The organism is Nocardia sp. NPDC004722 (genome assembly GCF_053601505.1).
On sequence record NZ_JBSGBY010000050.1, the window covers coordinates 1 to 22,838 of the forward strand.

At 68.2% G+C, this 22,838-nt stretch carries 25 protein-coding genes and 2 pseudogenes; 15 read left to right on the plus strand and 12 right to left on the minus strand.

What is annotated here, in order from left to right:
- The first annotated feature begins 200 nt into the window (after window positions 1-200).
- The 6 genes from ACWELQ_RS08205 (at window position 201) to ACWELQ_RS08230 (ending at window position 3,909) form a co-directional block, all read left to right on the plus strand.
- Window positions 201-545, plus strand: a complete 345-nt coding sequence (locus tag ACWELQ_RS08205) for a VOC family protein (RefSeq protein ID WP_452396333.1) — start codon at window positions 201-203, stop codon at window positions 543-545.
- Window positions 546-593: 48 nt separating this feature from the next.
- Window positions 594-1,049: an iron chaperone gene (locus ACWELQ_RS08210; RefSeq protein ID WP_452396334.1), complete on the plus strand. Its 456-nt coding sequence runs from the start codon at window positions 594-596 to the stop codon at window positions 1,047-1,049.
- A 172-nt stretch (window positions 1,050-1,221) separates the two neighbouring features.
- Window positions 1,222-1,476, plus strand: a complete 255-nt coding sequence (locus ACWELQ_RS08215; protein WP_452396335.1) for a hypothetical protein — start codon at window positions 1,222-1,224, stop codon at window positions 1,474-1,476.
- Window positions 1,470-1,841 (plus strand): hypothetical protein, encoded by a 372-nt coding sequence (locus ACWELQ_RS08220; RefSeq protein WP_452396336.1) that lies wholly within the window; start codon window positions 1,470-1,472, stop codon window positions 1,839-1,841. The genes ACWELQ_RS08215 and ACWELQ_RS08220 overlap by 7 nt, the downstream gene beginning before the upstream one ends.
- A 263-nt stretch (window positions 1,842-2,104) precedes the next feature.
- Complete coding sequence (locus tag ACWELQ_RS08225) at window positions 2,105-3,544, plus strand: hypothetical protein (RefSeq protein ID WP_452396337.1); 1,440 nt, start codon at window positions 2,105-2,107, stop codon at window positions 3,542-3,544.
- A 182-nt stretch (window positions 3,545-3,726) separates the two neighbouring features.
- Window positions 3,727-3,909 carry a hypothetical protein gene (locus ACWELQ_RS08230; RefSeq protein WP_452396338.1) on the plus strand — a complete coding sequence of 61 codons (183 nt, stop codon included), beginning with the start codon at window positions 3,727-3,729 and terminating at the stop codon, window positions 3,907-3,909.
- Between the two features lie 61 nt (window positions 3,910-3,970).
- Here ACWELQ_RS08230 and argH read toward each other — a convergent pair whose 3' ends face one another.
- From argH to ACWELQ_RS08245, 3 genes are read right to left on the minus strand one after another with little or no spacing between them, the layout of a single operon-like run.
- A complete protein-coding gene (gene argH / locus ACWELQ_RS08235) occupies window positions 3,971-5,392 on the minus strand; it encodes an argininosuccinate lyase (RefSeq protein ID WP_452396339.1) in 1,422 nt (473 codons plus the stop codon).
- A complete protein-coding gene (locus tag ACWELQ_RS08240; protein ID WP_452396340.1) occupies window positions 5,389-6,303 on the minus strand; it encodes a class I SAM-dependent methyltransferase in 915 nt (304 codons plus the stop codon). Before ACWELQ_RS08240 ends, argH begins: the two co-directional genes overlap by 4 nt.
- Window positions 6,304-6,357: 54 nt before the next feature.
- Complete coding sequence (locus ACWELQ_RS08245) at window positions 6,358-7,560, minus strand: argininosuccinate synthase (RefSeq protein WP_452396341.1); 1,203 nt, start codon at window positions 7,558-7,560, stop codon at window positions 6,358-6,360.
- Window positions 7,561-7,801: 241 nt separating this feature from the next.
- On the opposite strand from ACWELQ_RS08245, the gene ACWELQ_RS08250 reads away from it, so the two are divergent.
- Together ACWELQ_RS08250 and ACWELQ_RS08255 are read left to right on the plus strand one after the other, a co-directional pair.
- Window positions 7,802-8,566, plus strand: coding sequence for a trans-aconitate 2-methyltransferase (locus ACWELQ_RS08250; protein WP_452396342.1), 765 nt, complete (start codon window positions 7,802-7,804; stop codon window positions 8,564-8,566).
- Window positions 8,567-8,715: 149 nt separating this feature from the next.
- The gene (locus tag ACWELQ_RS08255; RefSeq protein ID WP_452396343.1) at window positions 8,716-8,874 is read left to right on the plus strand and encodes a hypothetical protein; all 159 of its coding nucleotides are present in this window, start codon (window positions 8,716-8,718) and stop codon (window positions 8,872-8,874) included.
- Here the strand turns inward: ACWELQ_RS08255 and ACWELQ_RS08260 are convergent.
- Entirely contained in the window at window positions 8,867-9,595 is a 729-nt protein-coding gene (locus tag ACWELQ_RS08260; protein WP_452396344.1) for an esterase/lipase family protein, read from the minus strand. The genes ACWELQ_RS08255 and ACWELQ_RS08260 overlap by 8 nt on opposite strands.
- 134 nt (window positions 9,596-9,729) lie before the next feature.
- Between ACWELQ_RS08260 and ACWELQ_RS08265 the strand changes: the two genes are divergently transcribed.
- Window positions 9,730-10,119: a VOC family protein gene (locus ACWELQ_RS08265; RefSeq protein ID WP_452396345.1), complete on the plus strand. Its 390-nt coding sequence runs from the start codon at window positions 9,730-9,732 to the stop codon at window positions 10,117-10,119.
- Here ACWELQ_RS08265 and ACWELQ_RS08270 read toward each other — a convergent pair.
- From ACWELQ_RS08270 to ACWELQ_RS08295, 6 genes and pseudogenes are all read right to left on the minus strand, one after another.
- On the minus strand, window positions 10,116-10,532 hold the full coding sequence (locus tag ACWELQ_RS08270) for a DoxX family protein (protein WP_452396346.1): 417 nt from the start codon (window positions 10,530-10,532) through the stop codon (window positions 10,116-10,118). The two genes, ACWELQ_RS08265 and ACWELQ_RS08270, sit on opposite strands and share 4 nt — an antisense overlap.
- A 109-nt stretch (window positions 10,533-10,641) precedes the next feature.
- On the minus strand, window positions 10,642-11,019 hold the full coding sequence (locus ACWELQ_RS08275) for a hypothetical protein (RefSeq protein WP_452396347.1): 378 nt from the start codon (window positions 11,017-11,019) through the stop codon (window positions 10,642-10,644).
- A gap of 235 nt (window positions 11,020-11,254) precedes the next feature.
- Entirely contained in the window at window positions 11,255-12,040 is a 786-nt protein-coding gene (locus tag ACWELQ_RS08280) for a hypothetical protein (protein ID WP_452396348.1), read from the minus strand.
- Between the two features lie 90 nt (window positions 12,041-12,130).
- On the minus strand, window positions 12,131-12,661 hold the full coding sequence (locus tag ACWELQ_RS08285; RefSeq protein ID WP_379367188.1) for an arginine repressor: 531 nt from the start codon (window positions 12,659-12,661) through the stop codon (window positions 12,131-12,133).
- A pseudogene (locus tag ACWELQ_RS08290) lies at window positions 12,658-12,816 on the minus strand (ornithine carbamoyltransferase); the annotation flags it as partial. The gene ACWELQ_RS08285 and the pseudogene ACWELQ_RS08290, both read right to left, overlap by 4 nt.
- A gap of 163 nt (window positions 12,817-12,979) precedes the next feature.
- Window positions 12,980-13,984: an AraC family transcriptional regulator gene (locus tag ACWELQ_RS08295; RefSeq protein ID WP_452396349.1), complete on the minus strand. Its 1,005-nt coding sequence runs from the start codon at window positions 13,982-13,984 to the stop codon at window positions 12,980-12,982.
- A gap of 123 nt (window positions 13,985-14,107) precedes the next feature.
- Between ACWELQ_RS08295 and ACWELQ_RS08300 the strand changes: the two genes are divergently transcribed.
- The 3 genes from ACWELQ_RS08300 to ACWELQ_RS08310 are packed head-to-tail and all read left to right on the plus strand — an operon-like array spanning window position 14,108 to window position 17,024.
- Window positions 14,108-14,671, plus strand: a complete 564-nt coding sequence (locus ACWELQ_RS08300; RefSeq protein WP_452396355.1) for a hypothetical protein — start codon at window positions 14,108-14,110, stop codon at window positions 14,669-14,671.
- Window positions 14,672-14,682: 11 nt separating this feature from the next.
- Window positions 14,683-16,014 (plus strand): Dyp-type peroxidase, encoded by a 1,332-nt coding sequence (locus ACWELQ_RS08305; RefSeq protein ID WP_452396350.1) that lies wholly within the window; start codon window positions 14,683-14,685, stop codon window positions 16,012-16,014.
- Window positions 16,011-17,024: a hypothetical protein gene (locus ACWELQ_RS08310; protein WP_452396351.1), complete on the plus strand. Its 1,014-nt coding sequence runs from the start codon at window positions 16,011-16,013 to the stop codon at window positions 17,022-17,024. The genes ACWELQ_RS08305 and ACWELQ_RS08310 overlap by 4 nt, the downstream gene beginning before the upstream one ends.
- Before the next feature lie 3 nt (window positions 17,025-17,027).
- On the opposite strand, the gene ACWELQ_RS08315 is transcribed toward ACWELQ_RS08310, so the two are convergent.
- On the minus strand, window positions 17,028-17,513 hold the full coding sequence (locus ACWELQ_RS08315) for a GtrA family protein (RefSeq protein ID WP_452396352.1): 486 nt from the start codon (window positions 17,511-17,513) through the stop codon (window positions 17,028-17,030).
- A gap of 217 nt (window positions 17,514-17,730) precedes the next feature.
- Here ACWELQ_RS08315 and ACWELQ_RS08320 point away from each other — a divergent pair.
- Together ACWELQ_RS08320 and ACWELQ_RS08325 are read left to right on the plus strand one after the other, a co-directional pair.
- Window positions 17,731-17,892: pseudogene (locus ACWELQ_RS08320) on the plus strand (alkaline phosphatase family protein); the annotation flags it as partial.
- A 27-nt stretch (window positions 17,893-17,919) separates the two neighbouring features.
- Window positions 17,920-19,932, plus strand: a complete 2,013-nt coding sequence (locus ACWELQ_RS08325; RefSeq protein WP_452396356.1) for a phosphocholine-specific phospholipase C — start codon at window positions 17,920-17,922, stop codon at window positions 19,930-19,932.
- Window positions 19,933-19,936: 4 nt separating this feature from the next.
- On the opposite strand, the gene ACWELQ_RS08330 is transcribed toward ACWELQ_RS08325, so the two are convergent.
- Complete coding sequence (locus ACWELQ_RS08330; protein WP_452396353.1) at window positions 19,937-20,662, minus strand: hypothetical protein; 726 nt, start codon at window positions 20,660-20,662, stop codon at window positions 19,937-19,939.
- Window positions 20,663-21,166: 504 nt separating this feature from the next.
- On the opposite strand from ACWELQ_RS08330, the gene ACWELQ_RS08335 reads away from it, so the two are divergent.
- Window positions 21,167-22,838, plus strand: a 1,672-nt coding sequence (locus ACWELQ_RS08335; RefSeq protein ID WP_452396354.1) for a sensor histidine kinase, incomplete at its 3' end; no start/stop codon positions are given.

Below are 22,838 nucleotides of genomic sequence, written 5' to 3' on the forward strand. Positions count from 1 at the left end.
GCACTTCCGCTTCCCGAGTGGAGATTTCCGCCGTCACAGCCATGGGCCCAAGTCTGCCGCACAACCGCCCCGCGCACGGTACGGACGGATACCGAGTCCGCTCCGTGGTGGATTCCGTGGTGAGCACGGATGTGGGCGAGGGGTCCTCGCGGCGAAGCTGAATGCACACCGGGTTCACCGGAATCGACACAGGAGAAACCATGACCACGCTGGGCCTCAAGACCGTGCTGCACCCCGTCTCCGACCTCGCCGCCGCGAAGTCCGTCTACATCGCGCTGCTGGGCATCGAGCCCCAGACCGACTCCCCCTACTACGTCGGATTCGAGGTCGAGGGCCAGCACATCGGCCTGATGCCCGCCACCCCGCAGACCGCGACCCACCCGGTCTCCTACTGGCACGTCACCGATATCGAGGCCAAGCTCGCCGAGCTGACCGCCGCCGGCGCCACCGTCGACCAGGCCGCCCGCGAGGTCGGCGGGGGCCGCCTGGTCGCCACCGTCACCGACATCGACGGCAACCTGCTCGGTCTCATCCAGGACCGCTGACCTCTCATCCCACCCCTCACTCCCCCTCTCTCACAAAGGATTTCAGCCATGACCACCCAGAACACCACCAAGAAGACCACCGTCGGTTTCAGCGACGCCGAGCGCGCCGCCATGAAAGCCCATGCCACCGAACTCAAGACGGCCGCCCGCCGCTCCGCCAAGAACGCCAAGGCCGACGGCGAACAGGACGTCCTCGCCAAGATCGCCGAAATGACCGGCACCGACCGCGAGATCGCCGAACGCCTGCACGCCCTCATCAAGTCCGTAGCCCCCGACCTCACCTGCAAAACCTGGTACGGCATGCCCGCCTACTGCCGCGACGGCAAGATCGTCTGCTTCTACCAGCCCGCCGCCAAGTTCAAATACCGCTACGCCACCCTCGGTTTCAACGACCCCGCCAACCTCGACGACGGCGACCTGTGGGCCGTCACCTACGCCCTCCAAGCCATGACCCCCGCCGTCGAATCCCGCATCACCGCCCTCCTGACCAAGGCCCTGAGCTGAACCCTCACCCGATCGTCGCAACCAGCCGACGCAGTGCGGCATGCCCGGGCGGCCCCCACGTGGCCTGCCGCCCGGGTGGCCGTCACCGACGAGAATCCCCGCCGGTGCCTGGGCATCCTGGATCATCGGCATGTCCGGCTGCACACTTACGATCCCTGCTACGATCCGTATTATGAAGGCTAATACGTCACTCAGCCTCGACGGCACCGTCCTGGAACAGTCCAAGGAAGTCGCCGCGGCACTCGGCATCACCTTTTCCGCCTTCGCCGAGGCCGCGCTGCGTGACAAGCTGCTGACCAGCGCAGCCCACATCGCCGCCGACTACGAGCGCTCCCAGGGCCGCGACACCGCCGAACACTTCGCCGCCGCCGAAGCCGAGCGCGCCGCCATGGCCGAGGCGATCCGCGCGGACGGTGCCAATTGGTAACTGCCGCCACTCCCGCACACGGCGAACTCTGGCACTACCTGCCCACCATCGCGGGTCGCGAAAAACCCTCCAGCCTCGGCGGCGATCGCGTATTGATCCTGTCCCGCACCGCGGCCAACGCGATCCTGCCCACCGTTCTCGCCGTACCGGTGGAACTGGCCCCCAAAATGCCCGGCCTCGCCGTCCCCTTCTCCGACGCCGACCCCCTGCCAGGCCTGTCCGCAGTCATCTACCGCATCACCCCGGTATACCGCCCCTGGTTGCAGGAGCGCATCGGCGTCATCAGCGAACCCACCTTGCGCCAGGTGGTCGGCGCATTGGTCGGCCTGGTCGCCCCCGACACCGTCTTCTCCCCGGAACGCTGAGCGCGACAACGCATCCGAGAGACCCCACCCGATTCCCACCTTTCCCCATCGCCCGCCGTGCCTTATGGTTCTACCGTGATCTTCTCCAATGGAAAGGGCGCCGTGCGCCCCTGCCGGTGATCCCCGGCCCGTGGCCGGCTCCCGACAACTCGGATGACCGAACCACGTATCTCGCTCACGCTCTCAGCCTCAACGCATTACACGGCCCCGGGCCCTGGCCCGACGATGGCCATCCGCTCCCCGACGAAACACCGTCCAAGGACATGTTTCTGAGTTCGACGGTGCAGGACGGCATCCAGACCCATCACGGCGGGACCGACCCCGAATCTCCACCGGCTACCTCGTTGGCCTGCGATATCGCCGAGATCATCGCTGCTCCCAGTGTCGCCGCGATGACGTCACTGCACGACCGGCTGGCTGGCTACCGAGCTCTCGACATCGCGGACGACCTCGTCCGCGAACTCGGTGAAAGAGGCATCCCGAGTGAGGAGCTACGACTTCTCGCGCGGGCCCTCCTCGAACACGGAACCCGCCGCAACGCGGTTGCCGCGGGCATCATCATGCTGGGTGTGGCCGGAGACCGTCGAGACCGCGAATTGCTCCTGCTCCTGGGCCATTTGGACGATCTGACCCTCTATGCCGCCGTCGCGCTGGCCAAAACACAGCCCGATCGCGACCAGGCACTCTACGAACTGGCTCGAAGCGTGGACGGGTGGGGACGTATCCACACCGTCGAGCGATTGCGGGGAACCCAGGATCCGGAAATCAAATCCTGGCTGCTTCGGGGCGGCTTCCGCAATGGAGTCCTCAACCAGTATCTCGCCCATATCGCCGCTACCACAGGCGATCTCTACACCGCGCTGCTCGCACCGGAGGTCGATACCGAACTCCTCGACGGCGCTGCGGGGATCCTCGATGCGCTGGTGGACTTGCACGGTCCGACCTCGGACATCCTGGACTACGCTGACGCGCTCCCCTGTCTGACTCGATTCGGCGAACTGATAGCCGCCACACCCCCGAACCTCGCCTATATCGATACCGCCGAGCGGGTGGCGAGCCTGCTGAAAGAACCTCCGTGCGTGGAGAACTGGCCGGAAGCCGACATCGCGAGTCTGCTCGGGAGATACCGTGGTCTACTGGCCCGCCCCGATTGGTCCGAGCAGGTTCGGACGGCCCTGGACAATCCCACGAGCGAATCCGAATTCCGCCTGGGTCTCACCTGCTCGGAGGCGGTCGGCATCGAGGCGCTCCCGTATGCCTTGGCCCGTCTTCGACGACCTCCGCACGACGGGTACATCTGGTACTGGGCCGCCACCCACATCCCGGAAGGCGAGTACACCACCCTGGTACGGCTGGCCGCCCGGGTGCTTCCGCTGGCAGAGATGTCCGCCGGTATCCCGGACCCCGACAGGATCATCGGAGGCTCGGACGAGGAACACGCTCTGGACCTCGTCCTGAGCTATGTCCGCGACGCCCCCGTGGCCGAGGCCGACGTCTTGCCGCTGATCCGGGCCGCACTGCGCGGAGCCGGTACACGGATCCGTGGCATCGGGCTACGGGCATTGAAAAGCCGGTACGGACAGGACCTTCCCGCTGCCCCTTGCGCATGGGTCAGTGCGGCCGTCGCGATCGAACCCGATGAAAGGCTCAGGGCTAAGTTCGCGGACCTGCTGAATCGGGTGGCCTCGGAGGACGAGCAATAAATGGGGTGCGAGGGCTGCGGGTGCGTGGTTACAGTGCTCGGCATGTGGATGCAGCTCTTCAACTGAGCACTCTTCGTCTGTGACGCCCGGCGGTCCGTCGTATCGACCGCGCCTGTGGCATTTCCGATTCCGACCGGCGATCGAATCCGGTTAGTCGGTCACGCATTCCCCTAGGAGGACTCATGCCTGAGCGCTTTTCGCTGCCCGAAATCCCTGCCGAGGACCCCGCCGAACGACCGTTGTCGCGACGGGAGCGGCGGGGTAAGGGTGACAAGAAGCAGCAGACCACCGCGAACGGCAAGGTGCATGATGCCGGTCGGGCGGCGGTGCCCGCTGCGAAGCATATGAATTATCGACGCGGCTGATGAGAACGGCCCGTTGGGTTTCCGGATCGGGAACCCAACGGGCCGTTAGCTTTTCGGACGGTCAGTTGAGCCAGGCGCGCTGGGTGGCGGCGGTGCCGCGCACCTCTTCGAGCTGCTTGACCACCTGGGTGCCCGCGGTGCCGCCGCGGGCGTTGCGGGAGGCGATGGAGCCCTGGACGGTGAGGACTTCACGAACGCCCGGGGTCAGTGCGGGGTCGACGGCGGCGAATTCCGCGTCGGTCAGCTCGTCCAAGCCGACGCCGCGAGATTCGGCGACGCGGACGCAGCCGCCCGCCGCCTCGTGCGCGACACGGAACGGAACGCCCTGGCGGACAAGCCATTCGGCGATATCGGTGGCGAGGGTGAAGCCAGCGGGGGCGAGTTCGGCCATGCGGTCGGTGTGGAAGGTCAGGGTGGAGACCAGGCCCGCGATGGCGGGGAGCAGCAGTTCCAGCTGGGCGACCGAGTCGAAGACCGGTTCCTTGTCTTCCTGGAGGTCGCGGTTGTAGGCCAGCGGCTGAGCCTTCAGGGTGGCCAGCAGGCCGGTGAGGTTGCCGATCAGGCGGCCCGCCTTGCCGCGGGTGAGCTCGGAGACGTCCGGGTTCTTCTTCTGCGGCATGATCGAGGAGCCGGTGGACCAGGCGTCGGCGAGGGTGATGTAGCCGAATTCCGGTGTGCTCCAGATGATGACCTCTTCGGCCATGCGGCTCAGGTCGACCGCGATCATGGACAGCACGAACGCGGCCTCGGCGGCGAAGTCCCGGGAAGAGGTGGCGTCGATGGAGTTCGCGGCCGAGGAGTCGAAATTCAGTTCGGCGGCAATGGCTTCCGGGTCCAGGCCCAGCGAGGAGCCCGCGAGCGCGCCGGAACCGTAGGGCGACACCGCGGCCCGTTTGTCGAAGTCACGGATCCGGTCGATGTCACGCAGCAGCGGATGCGCGTGCGCCAGCAGGTGATGCGCCAGCAGTACGGGCTGCGCGGCCTGGAGGTGAGTCTTGCCCGGCATGACCGCGTCGGGGTGCGCGGCGGCCTGCTCGACCAGCGCGTCCACCACGTCCAGCACACCGGAACCGATGCGCCGCACCGCATCCCGCAGCCACATCCGGAACAGCGTCGCCACCTGATCATTGCGGGAGCGGCCCGCGCGCAGCCGCCCGCCCAGCTCGGTGCCGACCCGGTCGATCAGCCCACGCTCGAGCGCGCCGTGCACGTCCTCATCGGACTCCAGCGGACCGAAGGCACCCGACTCCACGTCGGCGGCAAGGGAATCCAGCCCGGCGAGCATGCCCGTCAGATCGGCTTCCGAGAGCAGTCCGGCCTTGTGCAGCACGCGCGCGTGCGCCTTGGAGGCGCGCACGTCGTACGGCGCGAGCACCCAGTCGAAATGCGTCGACTTGCTCAGCGCCGCCATCGCCGCGGCCGGGCCGGACGCGAAACGTCCACCCCACAGCGCGCCTTCGTTCGTGCTGCCGCCCTCGGTCATAGCGTGTCGTCTCCTCGCGGTTTGGTCGCGGTCATCAGAATGTGTTCGCCCATACCGGCCTTCGCCGCCTCGGGGACGGTCCGGCCGTGGTCTTCGAGCAGGGCGACCGGGTCGCCCTCGGTCACCAGCCACTGGTGCATGGCGAACCAGTCGCGGGGGTCGTGGCGGTCCTCCCACGGGTACCACAGGTTCTCCAGGTCGATCTGGATTCCGGCCTCCGCCATGACCTTCTGCCGCCGCTCCCGGAACTGGTCGGCCATGTCATTGCCCCGGCCCAGGTTCAGCGCGAACCGGCTGCCGGGCGCGCTGAGCTCGAGCACCTGCTCCAGCAGCCGGTTCTGGGCGTCACCGGGCAGGTACCGCAGCAGACCCTCCGCCAGCCAGGCGGTCGGCTGCTCCGGTTCGAAACCCTTGTCCAGCAGGGCCTTCGGCCAGTCCTGCCGCAGGTCGATGGCCACCTCGCGACGGTCGGCGGCGGGTTCGTCGTCGGCCAGCGCACGGGCCTTGAACGCCAGCACCTTCGGCTGATCGAGCTCGAAAATCCGTGTGCCGGAAGGCCATTCGAGCCGGTAGGCGCGGGCGTCGAGCCCGGCGGCCAGGATCACGATCTGCCGGATCCCGGCCCGCACGGCGGCGGCGAAGTAATCGTCGAAGAACAGCGTCCGCGCGATCAGCACACTACCCATCGACCAGCCGCGCAAGTCACCGTCGGTGAGGCTCTGCCCGGTCAGCGACCCGGCCATGAGATTGTTCCAGCCCGGCGAGGCCACCGCGCCGACCAGCTTCGCCGCGTACGGATCCCGGAACAGGGCGTCCTCGCGGCTGGTCTCGTAGGCGCGGATGGCGGCCACGCCGAGGGCGGTCGCGCCCACGCTCTCCGTGATGTCCCAACTGTCGTCATCGGTGCGCATGGACGCGTCTCCTTCGGCCGGTGCTCGCAACAAATACAGCCCGGTCGCAGGCTACTACTTGCTGTTGAGGTCCCGACGCGCCGCGACCTTCGAGGACAGGCCGTGGATCTGCACGAAGCCCTTGGCCAGCGACTGGTCGAAGGTGTCGCCCTCGTCGTAGGTGGCGAGGTTGAAGTCGTAGAGCGACTCGTCGGAGCGACGGCCGTTGACCACCACGCTGCCGCCGTGCAGAACCATGCGCACATCGCCGGACACGTGCTGCTGGGTCTCGGCCACGAAGGCGTCCAGCGCGCGCTTGAGCGGCGAGAACCACAGGCCGTCGTACACCAGCTCGCCCCAGCGCTGCTCGACCTGACGCTTGTAACGGCCCAGCTCGCGCTCGACGGTGACGGCTTCCATCTCCTGGTGCGCGGTGATCAGCGCGATCGCGCCCGGGGCCTCGTAGATCTCGCGGCTCTTGATGCCGACCAGACGGTCCTCGACCATGTCGAGACGGCCCACGCCCTGACGGCCCGCGCGCTTGTTCATCTCGGTGATGGCCTCGAGCATGGTGACCGGGCGGCCGTCGATGGCGACCGGGACACCCTTGTCGAAGGTGACGATGAGCTCGTCGGGCGCCTCGAAGTTGACGGTCGGGTCGACGGTGTAGTCGTAGACGTCCTTGGTCGGCGCGTTCCACAGATCCTCGAGGAACCCGGTCTCGACCGCACGGCCCCACAGGTTCTGGTCGATGGAGAACGGCGACTTCTTGCTCACGTTGATCGGCAGGTTGTTCTGCCCGGCGAACTCGATGGCCTTCTCACGGGTCCAGGCGTAGTCACGCACCGGCGCGATCACCTTCAGGTCGGGCGCGAGCGCGCCGATGCCGACCTCGAAGCGGACCTGGTCGTTGCCCTTGCCGGTGCAACCGTGCGAAACGGTGTCGGCGCCGTGGTATTCGGCGGCCTCGACCAGGTGCTTGACGATCAGCGGCCGGGAGATGGCCGAGACCAGCGGGTAGCGGCCCATGTAGAGGGCGTTGGACTGGATGGTCGGCAGGCAGTACTCGTTGGCGAACTCGTCGCGCGCGTCCACCACGATGGACTCGACCGCGCCGCAGTCCAACGCGCGCTGGCGCACGTCGTTCATGTCCTCGCCACCCTGGCCCAGGTCGATGGCGACGGCGACGACCTCCGCGCCCGTCTCCTTGGCGATCCAGCTGATGGCGACACTGGTGTCCAGCCCGCCGGAGTAGGCGAGTACGACGCGCTTGGTCATAGTCCGTGTGCTCCTCGATTGTGCGTGTGGGTCTCGGGCCGGCGCGCTGCGCCGCGTGCCGTCAATGGCTCTGCGTGGCGCGCTCCGTCATCCTGCAAATGATTATGCATGACGATGCAATCCCATTCATAACCGGGTCCCCGCCCGGCCGAACCGGCCGGTCCCATCCTTGCACCGGGGCGGTTCCAGGAATACAGTACGGACGTACGGTTTGGGATATTCGAGATGATCGGAGCGGCTCATGTGGGATCCGGACAAGTACCTCGCCTTCGACGACCTGCGGGCACGGCCGTTCTTCGACCTGGTGAACCGGGTGGGCGCGACACAGCCGCGGCGAGTAGCAGATCTGGGATGCGGACCCGGGAATCTGACCGTCACACTCGGGCAGCGGTGGCCGGGGGCGGCGCTGGAAGCGTTCGATTCGTCGCCCGAAATGGTCGCCGCCGCAAAGGAACACGGGATCGACGCGACCGTCGCCGATGTGCGGGACTGGATGCCCGCACCGGATACCGACGTGGTGGTGACCAATGCGGTATTGCAGTGGGTCCCGGATCACCTTGCGCTGCTGCCGCGCTGGATCGAGGCACTCCCCGCCGGTGCCTGGTTCGCGCTCCAGGTGCCCGGAAACTTCGACGCGCCTTCACATCTCGCCATCCGGGAGCTGGCGGCGTCCGAAAACTGGCGTGGCCGACTGGGATCGGCGGCGCTGGTCAGCCGCGAGACGGTACCCGACCCCGCCGGGTACGCCGCCGTGCTGACCGGTGCGGGTTGCCGGGTCGACGCCTGGGAGACCACCTATCTCCAGCCGCTGACCGGTGCCGACCCGGTCCTGGAATGGGTGACCGGCACGGCCCTGCGCCCGGTGCGCGACGCCCTCGACGACGCCGACTGGCAGGACTTCCGCGCCGACCTCGCCCCGATCCTGCGGGGCGCGTATCCGAAGCAGCCCGACGGCACCACGTGGCTGCCGTTCCGGCGGGTGTTCGCGGTGGCGCACAAGCACTGATCATGGCGAGCGGATCGATCATGGCGACCGGTCGGATCTGAAACCGACAAAAGTCCGAAAAGCCGCACATAGCCGAGTTTTCCGATCACATCCGCTTCCGCTGTGTCACGCTGAAGATCATCACTCCCGCGCACACGGAGGATTCAGCCATGCTCTCGACACTCGCCCAGAACGTCGGCACCCTCGGCCACGACATCCTGTCCATCGGCTCGGCCGCACTGCAGTTCGCGCAGGACCTCATCACCTCCGGCGGCACCGGTGGCGGCGGCACCGGCACCTACCCGCCCGGCCAGTACCCGCTCAACTAGGGCAGTCGGTCGCCAGTGGTGCGCTGCGCAGCGCGGTATCGATCAGCTGCCGCAGCGCACCGTCGATCGGCTCCTGACCGTGCGAGACGTTCCGTCCCGGACAGAAGGACTGGATACTCGCGTTGGTCGCGCCGGGCAGCGGATTCCGTTCCGCGCCCGCGCTTTCCGACCAGAAGTGGTACGCGGTGAGTCCGGGCGGCACCGCGGGATCCGCGTTCAACCGGGACAGGAAATCCGAACCCGGCACCATATCGCGGCACCCCGCCGCCAACAGCGCGCAGTCCCGGGCCAGATCGTCACCCTGTTCCGGCGTGCCGTAGTCGACATACGTCCCGACCGAGTCGAGACCACCAAGGAACTTCACGTAATAGCGCTGCGCGAGCCCGCCCATCGAATGCCCAACCAGGCCCACCCGCGCAGCCCCCGTCTCCCGACGAATCTCCCCCACCTTGTCCGCCACGGCCTGCGCGGAATCCGAAATCGCGGCCGTGCCAGTCGGATTCCCGCTCAGAACCATCGAGTACGCGGTGTACCCCTGCGCTGTGAGCCAGGACCGCAGACTTTCCAGCCGACCCTCATCCGCCGCGATCCCGCCGATCACCAGCACCGGATCCCGCGAGGAGCCGTCGGCGACCGCAACCCTATTCTGTCCCAACAGGATTCCGGTGGCCGCGCACAGTGTGACCACGGCCCAGCATGCGATTCGCATCAGGGAGGACATCAACCCGCCTTCACGGAGAACCCGACCGCCATGTCCGCCCGACCCTATCAACGCGCACGCCACGGAGATCGACGGCAATTACCGGGGCACGCGAACCCGCGGCAGGCACCGGGAAGGCCCGTACGATCGATCGGGTGGCCATCGCACAATTGGCAATCATCTCGTTGAACTGCGCCGACGAGGTCGAACTCGCGACCTTCTGGGCCGCGCTGCTCGGCGGCGAGATCGTGTACCGCGAGGACACCATGGCGGTGGTGCACACCGAACGCGGTGTGCTGTCGATGATCAGGGTCCCGGATTACCGGCCCCCGACCTGGCCCGACGGCGCCGCCCCGGCGTCCATCCACCTCGACCTCGCGGTAGCGGATCTCGACATCGGCGAACAGGACGCGGTCCGACTGGGCGCCCGCCGCGCGCAGGTGCAGCCCGGACCGGACCGCTGGCGCGTCCTACTCGACCCGGCCGGACACCCCTTCTGCCTCGTCACCCACATCCCCCTGCTGCCACTGGGACCCAAGACCTAGGACCATTGCCCAGGTTGCAGCACGTGGACCCAGTCGGCGGGCCAGGTGGCGAGGGCGATGATCAGCATGATCACCAGATGCAGTGGGGCCGCGGTGCTTTCCTTGGGGCCGTGGTGGTTGACGATGTGGGTGACCGTCGCGCCGGTGAGGACGAGGATCAGGATAGCGGCGGCGAGGAAGCGGCTCTCGTGGTACGGGAGGATCAGCAGGACGGCGCAGAGCCCCTCGAGCGCGCCGACGACGAAGCGGAACCAGCCGGGCCAACCCCACTCGGGGAACTTCTCCGCGTAGGAGGGGCCGAAAAACGTTGGGCCGGGCCAGAATTTGGTGACCGCCCCGGCCAGGAACTCGAGGGCGACGAACCACAGAAAGCCGGTAGCGACCCATCCGGGCCAGGTGTGCGCGATAGTCATACCTACCCGACCGAATACCCGGCCGAAATGTGACCTGCGCCCGAAAGATCAATGTCCTGTGGCTCTTCCGGGCCACAGCAGATACCAGCGCGACAGGGCCAGTGCCGACCTAGCGGGTGTCGATCACCATGCTCATGGGCACGCGAATCTCACCGCCGGGATCGAAGTCGAGCACGACCTCATCCACGGTCCAGTCGATGCGCGGATGAGAACTCCAGCCCGCCGGTACCGCAACGACGTGTCCTCGCGGCACCTCATCGCCGACCGGACGCCCCAGCCATACCTCGTAACGCCCGGAATCCATTGGGCTGTGGACACGTTTCACCGCGGCGGTGTAGGTGGCGCCGGACGGAAGCGGATACACCTGCACCGTCTCGGTGCGATACATGAACAGGGTGATAGCCGCGACGACCGTGAGCACGACCGCCCCGATCGAACCAGCGAGGATCCCCCACCAGAGCGCACGCACCGGCGTCCGCAGAATCATCCGTCCCCCATATCACGAAACCCGTTGTCGACCTTGCTATTACGACCGAGCAGCCCGGGCGCGGAGCTCCCCGACGTAGACGTCCTGCGTCGCGCGCGCGACCACGGCACCTTCGACGTCGTGGATCGTGGTGGAATGCGTGGTGATCCATTATGCCGCGAGTCGCGGCCCCGAACCTGCCGGGCCTGTCATCCAGCGGCGGGCATTGTGCCCTTGAGGCCGTAGTCGGCGCGAATCAGCCTGCCCAGCCCAACGCGCCGCCTTGATGAGCGCCGCGACCGCGAGAGGGCCGGGCTATCTCGCGGCCAGCGGAGTGCAGGCCCGCCGGTTGTAACCCGGTCGATTCGGAGGCGGATGAATCCCGGTTCCGTTCCAGCACAGCGGCAAACGCGCGCCCCGAGACTGCGAGGGCGTCCGTGAGCGCGCAGTAGCCCGCGTCGTCGGCGAGGCGGACGAACGGGGGCGGGCTCACTGGGAGGCGTAATCCGGCGCTGTCGAGGTCGCGGGGGTGGGGGCGGCGGAGGCGGGCGGTGCGGCCGCCGGGTTCGGTGGGCGGGGTCGGTGGGTGGGGTGGGTAGTCGGGGACTTTGATCGGGTGCGGGATGGTGGCGTCGAACCAGCTCAGGACGGTTTGGCGTTCGGCTCGGAAGAGGACGCCGCCGGCGGACCAGTGGGCGGCGAGGATTCGGCCGGAGAGGGCGACGGTCAGCTGGGTGAAGCGGCCGCCGTAGGGTTCGGGGGCGGATTCGGAGACGGCGTGGAAGCCGCAGGTGCAGTGCGGGTCCGGGGCGGGGTGGGTGGCGCCGCGGCGGCATTCGGCGAGGGCGTCCACCGGATAGGGCGTGCCGCCGGTGGCGGGGATGAACTTGTCGCCTGCGGTGCGGTGGGCGACCTTGTGCGCCAGGATCACCCAGACGCCGTCGTCGGTGCGGCTCAGACTGGGCTGGACCAGGTCCGGGACTTCGGGGCGCTCACGCGTCCCGGCCTCGAAGGATGCGATCAGTCCATAGCCTTCGCACATGCGCGTTCCTCGCTCGGTGATGTCCTTGTCAACGAGCGTACGCGCACGCCCCCGCACCGCTATCGCAATTATCCTGCGGCACAGTCCGATTCAGGCCAGCAGTTCGATCTTGGCGGCGAGTTCCGCGCCGGTCATGGGCTCGCGGGCGATGACGGCGATGGTGTCGTCGCCGGCGATGGTGCCGACGATCTCCGGCAGGGCGGCGCGGTCGAGGGCGCTGGCGAGGAAGTGCGCCGCGCCGGGCGGGGTGCGCAGCACCGCGATATTGCCGCTGGCGTCGGTGGAGACCAGCAGGTCGCCGAGCAGCTTGGAGAGCCGTTCGGTGCCGCCGGTGACGCCGCGCACGGGCGAGCCGTCCTCGGGCACCACGTACACGCCCGCGCCGCCGTCGGCCGCGCGCAGCTTCACCGCGCCGAGTTCGTCGAGGTCACGCGACAGGGTGGCCTGCGTGGTCTCGATACCCTCGGACGAAAGCAGAACGGCCAGTTCGGATTGGCTGCGGACCTCGTGCTGCGACAGGATCGCGACGATCCGGGCCTGCCGCCCGGCGCGGGTGCGCGCGATGGCCGCACCCGCTCTGCCGGACGCCGGGGCGGGTGAGCGACGTTCGCCGCTGCTCACCCCTCACCTCGCTCGAAACGCTCGAGCAGCCACACCAGGAGCGCCTTCTGCGCGTGCAGCCGATTCTCGGCCTCGTCCCAGACCGCGCTGTGCGGTCCGTCGATGACCTCGTCGGTGATCTCCTCGCCGCGATGCGCCGGAAGACAGTGCAGCACCGGCCTCGAGGCCCTCCCGCAGGCAGATCAGGAGATTGGGCACGGCATCGGCAACACTCACGGGTGCCAAGGTAAGCCATACCTATATCCGAGTCCAGTCGACCCCGACCCCGCTCGCCGAAGCGTTATTGCTGGTAGCCCGGCGTGAACACGCTGTGAGAACTCAGCGGTCCGGTTCGTGATCGCGTCGCCATTCGGTCGGACTGCGACCGTGACGTTGCCGGAACCAGCGCGAGAAGTTGCCGGGCGTCGCGAAACCGAGCAATTCGGCGACCTCGGTCAGCGAACGACGGGAGTTGGCGATCAGATGCCCCGACAGGTCGAGCCGGGTGGCGTCGAGCAGGACCGTGAAGGTCGTCCCCTCGGCCGCCAGGCGGCGATGCACGGTCCGCCGCTCCACGCCGAGACTGCGCGCCACCTGCTCGACCGAACACCGGCCGGTGGGCAGCAACAGTTCGATGAGCTCCCGGACACGCTCGGCGGTGGTGGCGGGCGCGCGGCGGATCGGATCCAGATACTGCTGTGCGTAGGCGCGTAATTGCGGGTCCGACATGGCATTCGGGGCATCGAGATCGGTGGCGTGCAGCAGGATCCCGTTGAAGTCCTGATCGAAGGCCACTCGGGTGCCGAACACTCGGCGGTGTGCGCGCGTCTGATCCGGGGCGGGATGGGTGAAACGCACTTCGACCGGCTCCCAGTCGTTTCCGAGGAAGCCGCGCAGCAGGCCGTACAAGACCGCGACGGACAACTCGACCGATTGGCAGGTGTCACCGGGCTGCCGGAGATCGAGGGTCAGGCGAACGGCCGCCAGCCCGTCTCCTTCGACGAGCCGGGTGTGCAGCGCCTCGTTGTACATGTCGGCATGCCTGGCCATGACGCGCAGGGCACTGCGGACATCGGGCTCCTCGCGAATGACCAGGCTCAGCGGACCGAGGCTGGCGAAGCGCCTGCGTTCGGCCAGGCGCAATCCGAAATCCTCGCACCCGGATTCGACGGCGGAACGCTCGAGTAGCTCGGCGATCGCGGCGGCGGGCACCCAGCGGTCCTGCAGGCTCAGCCCGGCCGGGTCCAGACCGGCGGCCCGCATGAGCGACACCGGATCGATACCCAGTGAGCGGCTCAGTTCCACATATCCCTGAAGTGCGGCGTAGCGGGCCAGCGGCTTCACCTGCACCTCCGATGTCCCGAAATGAACAGCCTTCTGTCTCGTCAGGATAAGCGATCGCTCTCGGAGGCCAATAGCCTTGATGACATTCCAGCTATCAACGAGGAACCGAATGGAAGGACAGCCATCGTGGCCACGAGCGACGCACATTGGTCCACCCCAGCGGCAATGGCACTGCCCGAGACGGGCTACTTCGAGTACGAGCAAGGCCGCTACGGGGCGGTCTATCCCCGCACTCCGGCAAACTACGGGTTTTCGATCATCGCGAAGGTGAAGCCCGGCCGTGAGGCGGCCATCCGGGAACACGGCAAGGTCATCGAGGCGGCGGTCCGCGCGGATCCGGAGGTGCTCGCGCCGCTGCGGCTGCACTATCTGCGGTGGGTGCTCTTCGATATCGGCGACGGCCTGACCTTCCAGTATCAGGGCATCTTCGACACCGATTTCGACAAGTACCTCGAGGACGCGCTCGACCTGTTCCTGTCCACCGGCATCACCACGGCCTTCGTGAATCTCGAGGGCTTTCCCGAGGATTGGCGCACCAATCGCGCCGCCGCCATCGAATTCTTTCGCCGCCAACAGTTCCCGAGCTTCCTCGAATACGGCGAGTACCCGTACGTCACCTCGGACGAGATCAAGAAGGCGCTGCGGCTCAAGGACGCGTTCTCGGTCATGCTCGACCAGATGCAGTAGCCGGGGTCGCGATGCTCGAATTCGATGATATCCAGCACATCCTGCTCGCCCGGGTTCCGGCGCTGACCGGACGCTACGAGTTCCTGTCGTTCACCGAGGCCGCCGACGCGCGCCGCTGGCTGGCGGCCATGGCCGACCGGGTGCCCTCGGTGGCCGAGATCCGCGACGGCGACGGCGAAAAGCAGTGGATCTCGGTGGCATTCACCTGGACCGGGCTGCGGGCGCTGGGCTTGCCCGAAGCCGCGCTGGCCAGCTTCCCCGCCGAGTTCCGGCAGGGCATGGCCGCCCGCGCCGAGGTGCTCGGCGATACCGGGAACAACCACCCGGAGCAGTGGATCGACGGGACCGCCGGGGACGATCTGCACGCCATCGTCATTCTGTTCGCCCGCGACGCCGCGCAGCGCGAAGCCCGTGTCGCGGAACATAATTCGCTGCTGGCCGAGTGTCCGGGCGTCACCGTGCTGTCCTCGCTCGATCTGGAGGCCATCCCACCCTTCGACTACGCGCACGATCACTTCGGTTATCGGGATCGCCTGTCGCAGCCGGTGATCGCGGGCTCCGGCGAGGAACCCACACCGGGCAGCGGGGCCCCGCTCGCCGCCGGGGAGTTCATTCTCGGTTACGACGATGAGAACGGTCCGCCCGAGGATCTGCCACAACCCGAAATACTCTCGCGCAACGGCACTTTCATGGCCTACCGGCGGCTGCGCGAACACGTCGGCCGGTTCCGCGACTTCCTGGCCGAGCACGGCGAGACCGCCGCGGAGCGGGAACTGCTGGCCGCCAAGCTGATGGGCCGCTGGCGCAGCGGCGCGCCCCTGGTCCTGGCTCCCGACGCCGACGACCCCGCGCTCGGCGCGGATCCGGAGCGCAACAACGACTTCGACTACAAGCGGATGGATCCGCACGGTTACGCGGTGCCGCTGGGCGCGCACATCCGCCGCATGAATCCGCGCGATACCGGCGTGAACATGCAGCGCCGCCGCATGATTCGACGCGGCGCCACCTACGGCCCGCACCTGCCCGAGGGCGTGCCCGACGACGGCGCGGACCGCGGCATCGCGGCGTTCGTGCTGTGCGCGAGCCTGGTGCGTCAGTTCGAGTTCGCACAGAACGTGTGGGTCAACGACAAGACCTTCCACGAACTGGGCAACGAGCGCGACCCCATCATCGGCAATCAGGACGGCACGCTCGATTACAAGATCCCGAAGCGCCCGATTCGCAAGACCATCACCGGAATTCCGGCATTCACCAGCGTCCGTGGCGGCGCGTACTTCTTCCTGCCCGGGTTGCGCGCCCTGCGCTACCTGAGCACCCTCACCGACAGCGAGGCCGTCGCATGACCCATCTGCCCGCACGCACCTACAACCAGACCCAGCTCGCCCGCCCCCGCACCCCGGGCACGCGACGCATCAGCATCTATTGGTCGTGGAGTTATCCCTGGGAGGCGCAACGGGATACGGCCGAGCTGGACAACCGCTTCTCCACCATGACCGAGGTGCGGCAGGCGACCTGGCCGCTGTACGAGACGCCGGAATACGATGCGGCGCACTTCCTTCAGGGCATCGCGGGCACCCTCGAGCTGTTCCACCGTTCGACGCTGGAGTTCCAGCGGGTGGCGGGCGCGGTGAGCGGGCATCCGGTGGCGGTGTTCCAGCGCATCGACCAGGCCGGATTCAAGCTGCCCATCGACGAGCGGATCCTCGACGACACCGACACGCTCATGGTGTTCGGCCTGGATCATCTACTGGCACAGGAGCAAGCGGCCCCGGAGGAGATCGAGGCGATCCGGAACTGGCTGCGGCGGGAGGGCACCTGCCTGCTGCTGGCACCGCACCACGATGTGGGCTTCACCGACGACCTCGAGCAGCGGCAGATCGAATTCGAGCATCACGGTGATCCGCTGGTACCGCGCCAGCAGCGCTTCGGCGCGTACACCCGCTCGCTGATGACCGGCCTGAACGTGCCGGTGCGCAATGTGTACGGCCTGCGCCCGGCCGTCGTCGAGGGCACCCGCTCGATCGCGCCGCTGACCGCCTTCCGCGATTCGGACACCCCGCGGCTGCTCGACGATGTCACCACTTTCAACTTCCACCCGCACCTGCCGCACTACGAATTGACCGAGCCGGAGGGTGATTCGGTGCGGCTGCTGGCCCGTCAGCCGATCGACGTGACCCGGCCGCATCCGTTCATCGAAGCGGGCAATACCGAATTCAACACCTTGCTGTGGCTGCCGCCGACCGCCGCCCGCGCCGGGGACATCGTGATGGCCGACTCCACCAACTTCACCACCTTGTTCGGTGGCACCGACAGTCTCGCGAACTTCTGGCGCAACCTCGCCGCCATGCGATAGCGGCTAGCGGTCCGACCGGATCCGGGTGCGGAACACGATCCAGCGCATCGACGAGTACATGAACAGCCCTTCGCCGAGGCCGCCCAGGATCCGGGCCAGCCGGTAGTCCAAGCCCAGGGCGGAGACCCCGGCGGTCACGCCCAGGATGAACGCCAGGTAATTGACCACGACCACAACCACATACACCGCCAGCTGCGGCCCGACGGCGCCGTGCGATTCGAAGTTGAGGGTCCGGTTGAGCAGATAGCTGAGCCCGAACGCGGTGACATAGCCCGCGGTGACGGCGATCGGGAGCGCGACCAGACCGTGCAGGGCCGTGAGGATCAGCAGGTCCACGGTGAAGGTGAAGCCGCTCACCAGCAGATATCCGACGAAGGTCGGTGCGACGTGCCGCCGCAGCCGGGCGGGCAGCACGGCCACCACCCGGTCGCACACCAGATGAAACCAGCGCACCGCGCGCACCGGCCGCGCCACCGTCTCCGTCTGCACGCGACCACCGTCGCACCGCGAGATGACCATGAAGTGATCATTTGACCAACTTCATTCGCCGAGTACCGGTAGCCTCTCCCGCGTCGCGAGGCTGGGGACAGAGACGACGGATCGGAGATTTCTGATGGGACGTGGATTCGCCAGGACCAACCGGCGAACCGTACTCGGCTCGATGCTGGCCGCCGGTGCGGCCGGCGTGGCCGGGTTACCCGAGGGCATGGCGGAGGCGCTGGCGGAACCCGGACGCTCGGGCTCCCTGGATCAGGTGCAGCACGTCGTCATCCTGATGCAGGAGAACCGCTCCTTCGACCACTACTTCGGAACCATGAGCGGCGTCCGGGGTTTCGGCGACAAGCGGGCGGTGCGACTGCCCTCGGGCGGGTACGACCCGATTCTCCAGGCGGCCATGGACAGCGCGGTGGGCGGCGGGCTCGGGGTCGATCTGGGCAGCGGGTCGGCCGGGACCGGCAGCGCCAGCGGCTCGGCCAGCGGGAGCGGATCCGGCAGCGGCAGCGGATCCGGTTCGGGCAGCGGATCCGGCTCGGCGGGCGGTGACCGGGATGCCTTCCATCAGCCGGATGCCTTCAGCAGCACCGGATTCCTGCTGCCCTGGCATGTGGACACCACCCGCGTGGACGGTCAGGATCTCGGCGATCTCGCACACGACTGGAACACCACGCACATGGCCTGGGCCGACGGCGCGTACCACTCGTGGATCGCGGCCAAGTCCAAGATGACCATGGGCTACTTCACCGAGACCGACATTCCGTTCCATCGCGCGCTGGCCTCCGCGTTCACCATCTGCGACCACTACTTCTGCTCGATTCAGGGGCCCACCACGCCCAATCGCCTGTTCCACTGGACCGGGACCATCGATCCCGCGGGCCGCGCGGGCGGACCGGCGGTATCCAATCCCCCGGACTACCGGGCCTCCTACGGCTGGACCACCTATCCCGAACGCCTTCAGCAGGCCGGGATCTCGTGGCAGGTGTACGCCGACAACCACAGCGGCGGCGACTTCCTCGCCGACTTCGGCGACAATCCGCTGTGGCTGTTCCGCGCCTACCACGACGCGGCGAGTTCGCCCGATCCCGCCGTCCGGCAGCTGGCCGACCGGGCCGGGGTGACCTCGGCCGGAATGACTCCCGCACCCGCCGGAATCGACGGCACCAATGTGGATTACGTGCTGCAGCAGTTCATTTCCGATTGCGCGGCGGGCACGCTGCCGCAGGTGTCGTGGGTGGTCGCGCCCGCCGGATACTCCGAGCATCCGGCCTACCGTCCCGCCGACGGCGCCGCCTACATCCAGCGGGTGCTGAAAGCCCTGTGGGACAACCCGAAACTGTGGGAATCGACTGTCCTGCTGGTCAATTACGACGAGAACGACGGCTTCTTCGACCACGTGGTGCCGCCGACCGCCCCGCCCGGCACCCCCGACGAGACCCTGGCGTCGCTCGAGATCGGCGGCGACCTGAGCTCCGGCTCGGCCACACTCGGACTGGGCACGGGTTCCGCCGCGATGAACACGCTCATCGACCGGGCCGGGGCGCTGCTGGGCGGACAGTCGCCGATCGGGCTGGGACCGCGGGTGCCGATGCTGGTCATCTCGCCCTGGAGCCGCGGCGGCTGGGTGAATTCCCAAGTGTTCGACCACACTTCGGTGCTGCGCTTCCTCGAACAGTGGACCGGGGTGATGGAGCCGAACATCTCGGCGTGGCGGCGTGCGGTCTGCGGCGATCTCACCAGCTGCTTCGATTTCGGCAGGCGCGACACCAGCATTCCGAGCCTGCCGGACGCGAATGCCCTGCGGGCGCAGGCCGCCGGGCAGAAGAACCTGCCCAAGGCCATGCCGCCCAGCCCGGCCGGTCAGCAGATGCCGCTACAGGACGGCGGCCGGGCCAAGGCCCGTCCGCTGCCGTATCAGCCCGTCGCCTGGCTGGAGATCGCCGGATCGGCGGCGACGGCGCGGTTCGGCAATCAGGGCACGGAGGCGGTGGCGTTCCAAACCTTTGCCTACCACGACAATTCGATCCGTCAGACGGTGGTCGCCCCCGGCGGCGGCGGGCAGGAGCGCTTCCAGATCGGCGGCTCGTACGATTTCGCGATCCACGCCGCCAACGGCTTCCTGGTCGAGGCCGCGGGCGGCTCCGACACCGCGGCCCTGACCGCCACGGCCGCGATCGGCGGCAGCGGCGGCTCTCCCACTTTCGTTGTGACGGTGTCGAATTCCGGCAGCTCCGCCATGACCGTCGACGTGGGCGGCTCACACACCACGATCGATGCCGGCGGCCGCCACGACTTCACCGCGCCGCTCGACGAGGGCTGGTACGACCTGACCGTCACCGCGACCGGAAACTCGAACTGGCGCAGGCATTTCGCGGGCCACCTCGAGAACGGGAGCGCCAGCAGTACGGTGTGATCGTTCAGGATCCGAAAGCGGCGGTATGCCATTCGGGTAGCGCGTCGGGATGCGCGCGCAGGTATTTGAGCGACTGTTTCATGTAGACGCGGGGATTCGTGTCGAGGTGGCGTGCCCACACCGGCTTCGGATCCCCGCGCATGACCGTCCAGCAGGCCAGCGCGTACCCGTACATCGGCTGCGACAGATATCCCAGCCGCTGCGACCGCCATCCGGCGCTGCTCTGCGAGAACTGAAAAGCGGCATTCGCATTGAATACCCCCAGTCCGAGAAAGACGGTCGTCAGATCGGTGAGCTGTTCGCCGTCGTGCCGATCCGCAGGAATCCGCCGCTCCCCCAGGAGTCGCTCGTGAGCCAGTTCATGGGCGATGGTCGCCACCAGGGTGACCGGTGAGCGCAGCCGGTCCAGATCCAGTGACACCACGGCGCGTCCGTGTTCCAGGCGATAGTGCCCGGCCTCCCCGCTCCCGGAGCGCTCGAGAAATCCGGGCAGGTCCGGGGGCGGGGAGCTCTCCGAATCGAATTCCACCACAAGGCGATCCCGGCTCACGCCCATGTATCCGGCCACCCGCTCCACCACCGACAGCACATCCATTTCGGATCCGTCATAGGTGCCGGGAAAGAAATCGGAGGTCGGCAGGATCACCGGGCCGCGCAGGGTGCGGGTGCCGAATTCCGCGGCGCACCAGCGCAGCATCTCCTCGACCCAGATCCGCTCCAGCTCGTCCACCGGAGGGCGCGGCCGAAAAAATCCCATGCCGCATTATGTCCGCCGCACGGGCAAAGCGCGCCCCGAGAAATCGGTGACGGCGACCCGGTCCTCAGAGCGGAATGAACGCCCGCAGGATGCCGACTACATTCGACACGATGCCGGTGACGGTGCTCGCCAGGTCCAGTGCGGACGAACCCAGGTTGAAGATTTCGCTACTCATCGAGGCCTCTTCCTTAGACAGCGTTGTACTAGGGAGGGACTACCTGGCCGAAATCATTGGATAGCGTATGCCGCCGAAGGCGTGGAAGCCGGGAGGACCGGGTGGGTGCGGCCGGGCGCGGCCGTTGACTCCCCGCCCGCCAACGGCCGCAGGCGCAAGGGCGATACGGCCGGACCTGCACACCCTTGCGCACCGTCCAAGGTGCCGGAATTGGGTGGGATTGTCTGTCGGATGTTCGACGGACAGCAAGCTGACCTGCCGGATGCCATGCTGGTTCGAAGTCCGTTCGGTACCGTGTCCGGGTGCCGCGCGACCCCGACCCGACCCATGCCGCGGTCGCGCAGGAAGCCACCTGGCTGGCCATCCGATTCCGGCACGCGGCCTACCTGCTGTTGACGCTCGTGCACCTGGCGAGCGGCGTCGCGGATCCGGGGCCCGGGCATGCCGTCACCATCGGGCTGGCGGTGTGGTCGGCCGGGCGGCTGTGGTGGCGGCGGATCGGGCCGTGGTGGACCGCGGCGGATATCGCGGTGGTGGCGGTCTACCTGCTGGGCACGGTCTCGGTGGCCGCCCAAGTCGGCACGACCAAGGACCTGATCGATGTGAAAGTCGTGGCGGCGACGGTGATCTCGGTCGGCATCGCGGAGCGGGCACGGGTCTCCGCCGCGGTGACCGGTCTGGTGCTGGTGCTGCTCTACTACGCCAACTCCGGGCTGCCCGGCCTCACCCCGTGGCGCTTCCTGTCCGATCTGGCCATCGCCTACCTACTGGTGGAATGGGTGCTGGCGATGGGTGTGCGCCGGGTGGTGCTGCGGGCGGCCACCGTCCACGATCAGACCGTGACCGCCGCCGCGGACGCCCGCGTCGCCAGCGAGGTCGCGGCCGCGCGCCGGCGCTACGAGCACGAGCAGTGGGCGGTCATGCACGACACCGCGGCCGCGACCCTGCTCATGGTCGGCCAGGGCGCGGCCGCCGACCCGGAACGCATCGCCCGGCAGGCCGCCCGCGACCTCACCGTGCTCGAATCCGGCATCCCGCTGCCCGGCGACGACGCCGCGGCCGACCTGTCGGAGTTGTTGCGGGAGTTGAGCACCGCCTGCACCACCCCGGTCACGCTGCGGGTCACCGGCCCGCTGCCGATGCCGCGCGGGCTGGCCTGGACGGTCACCGCGGCCGCCCGCGAGGCGCTGACCAATATCGACCGGCACGCGCGGGCGAGCCGGGTGACGGTCGACGCCGGGGCGGGGCGGCTGGTCATCGCCGACGACGGCATCGGCTTCGACGGGCCGCCCGCGCCCGACCGCTACGGCATCCGGCATTCCATCGTGGAACGGCTGCGCGCGGTGGGCGGCGACGCGGTGATCATCAGCGCCCGCGGCCGCGGCACCGAGATCCGACTGGGCTGGCCGTTGGTGGAAACCGTTGCCGCCCCCGATGATCCGGCCGATCTGGTCGCGGAGCCGGAGACCGGCACCGGAATCGACCGGCTCGGGCGCAGTTTCGGCTACGGCATGGTCGGCATCGCGGTCGCCGACACCCTGTTGCAGTCCACCCTCACCGCGCACCCGGCGTCGCCGCCCGCGGTCGTGGACGCCCTGCTGGTCGCGGTGAACATCGGCGGCGCACTGGCCGCCCTGATCCCGCGCCGCCGCGAATCGGTCACCCTCGCCCTGATGGCCGCGGCCATCGCCGCCGCGCTGGTGCTGACTGCCTGGCTGCCCGCCGATGCCGTTCTCGCGGGCCCGAACTGGTCGATCGGGGCGTCGGGCTGGACCGTGGTGGCGCTCGGCTTCCGGCTCGCGCCGCGACTGTCGCTCTCGGCGCTGACGGTCTGGTGGGTGTTGGTGTGCGCGGTGGTGCTGCTGCGCGCGCCGAGCGCGGAGAGCCTCACCGTGCTCGGGTATCACACGGCGGCCATCTTCTTCCTGCAGGTGTTCACCGCCTGGTTCGCGGCCACCCTGGACCGGGCGGCCC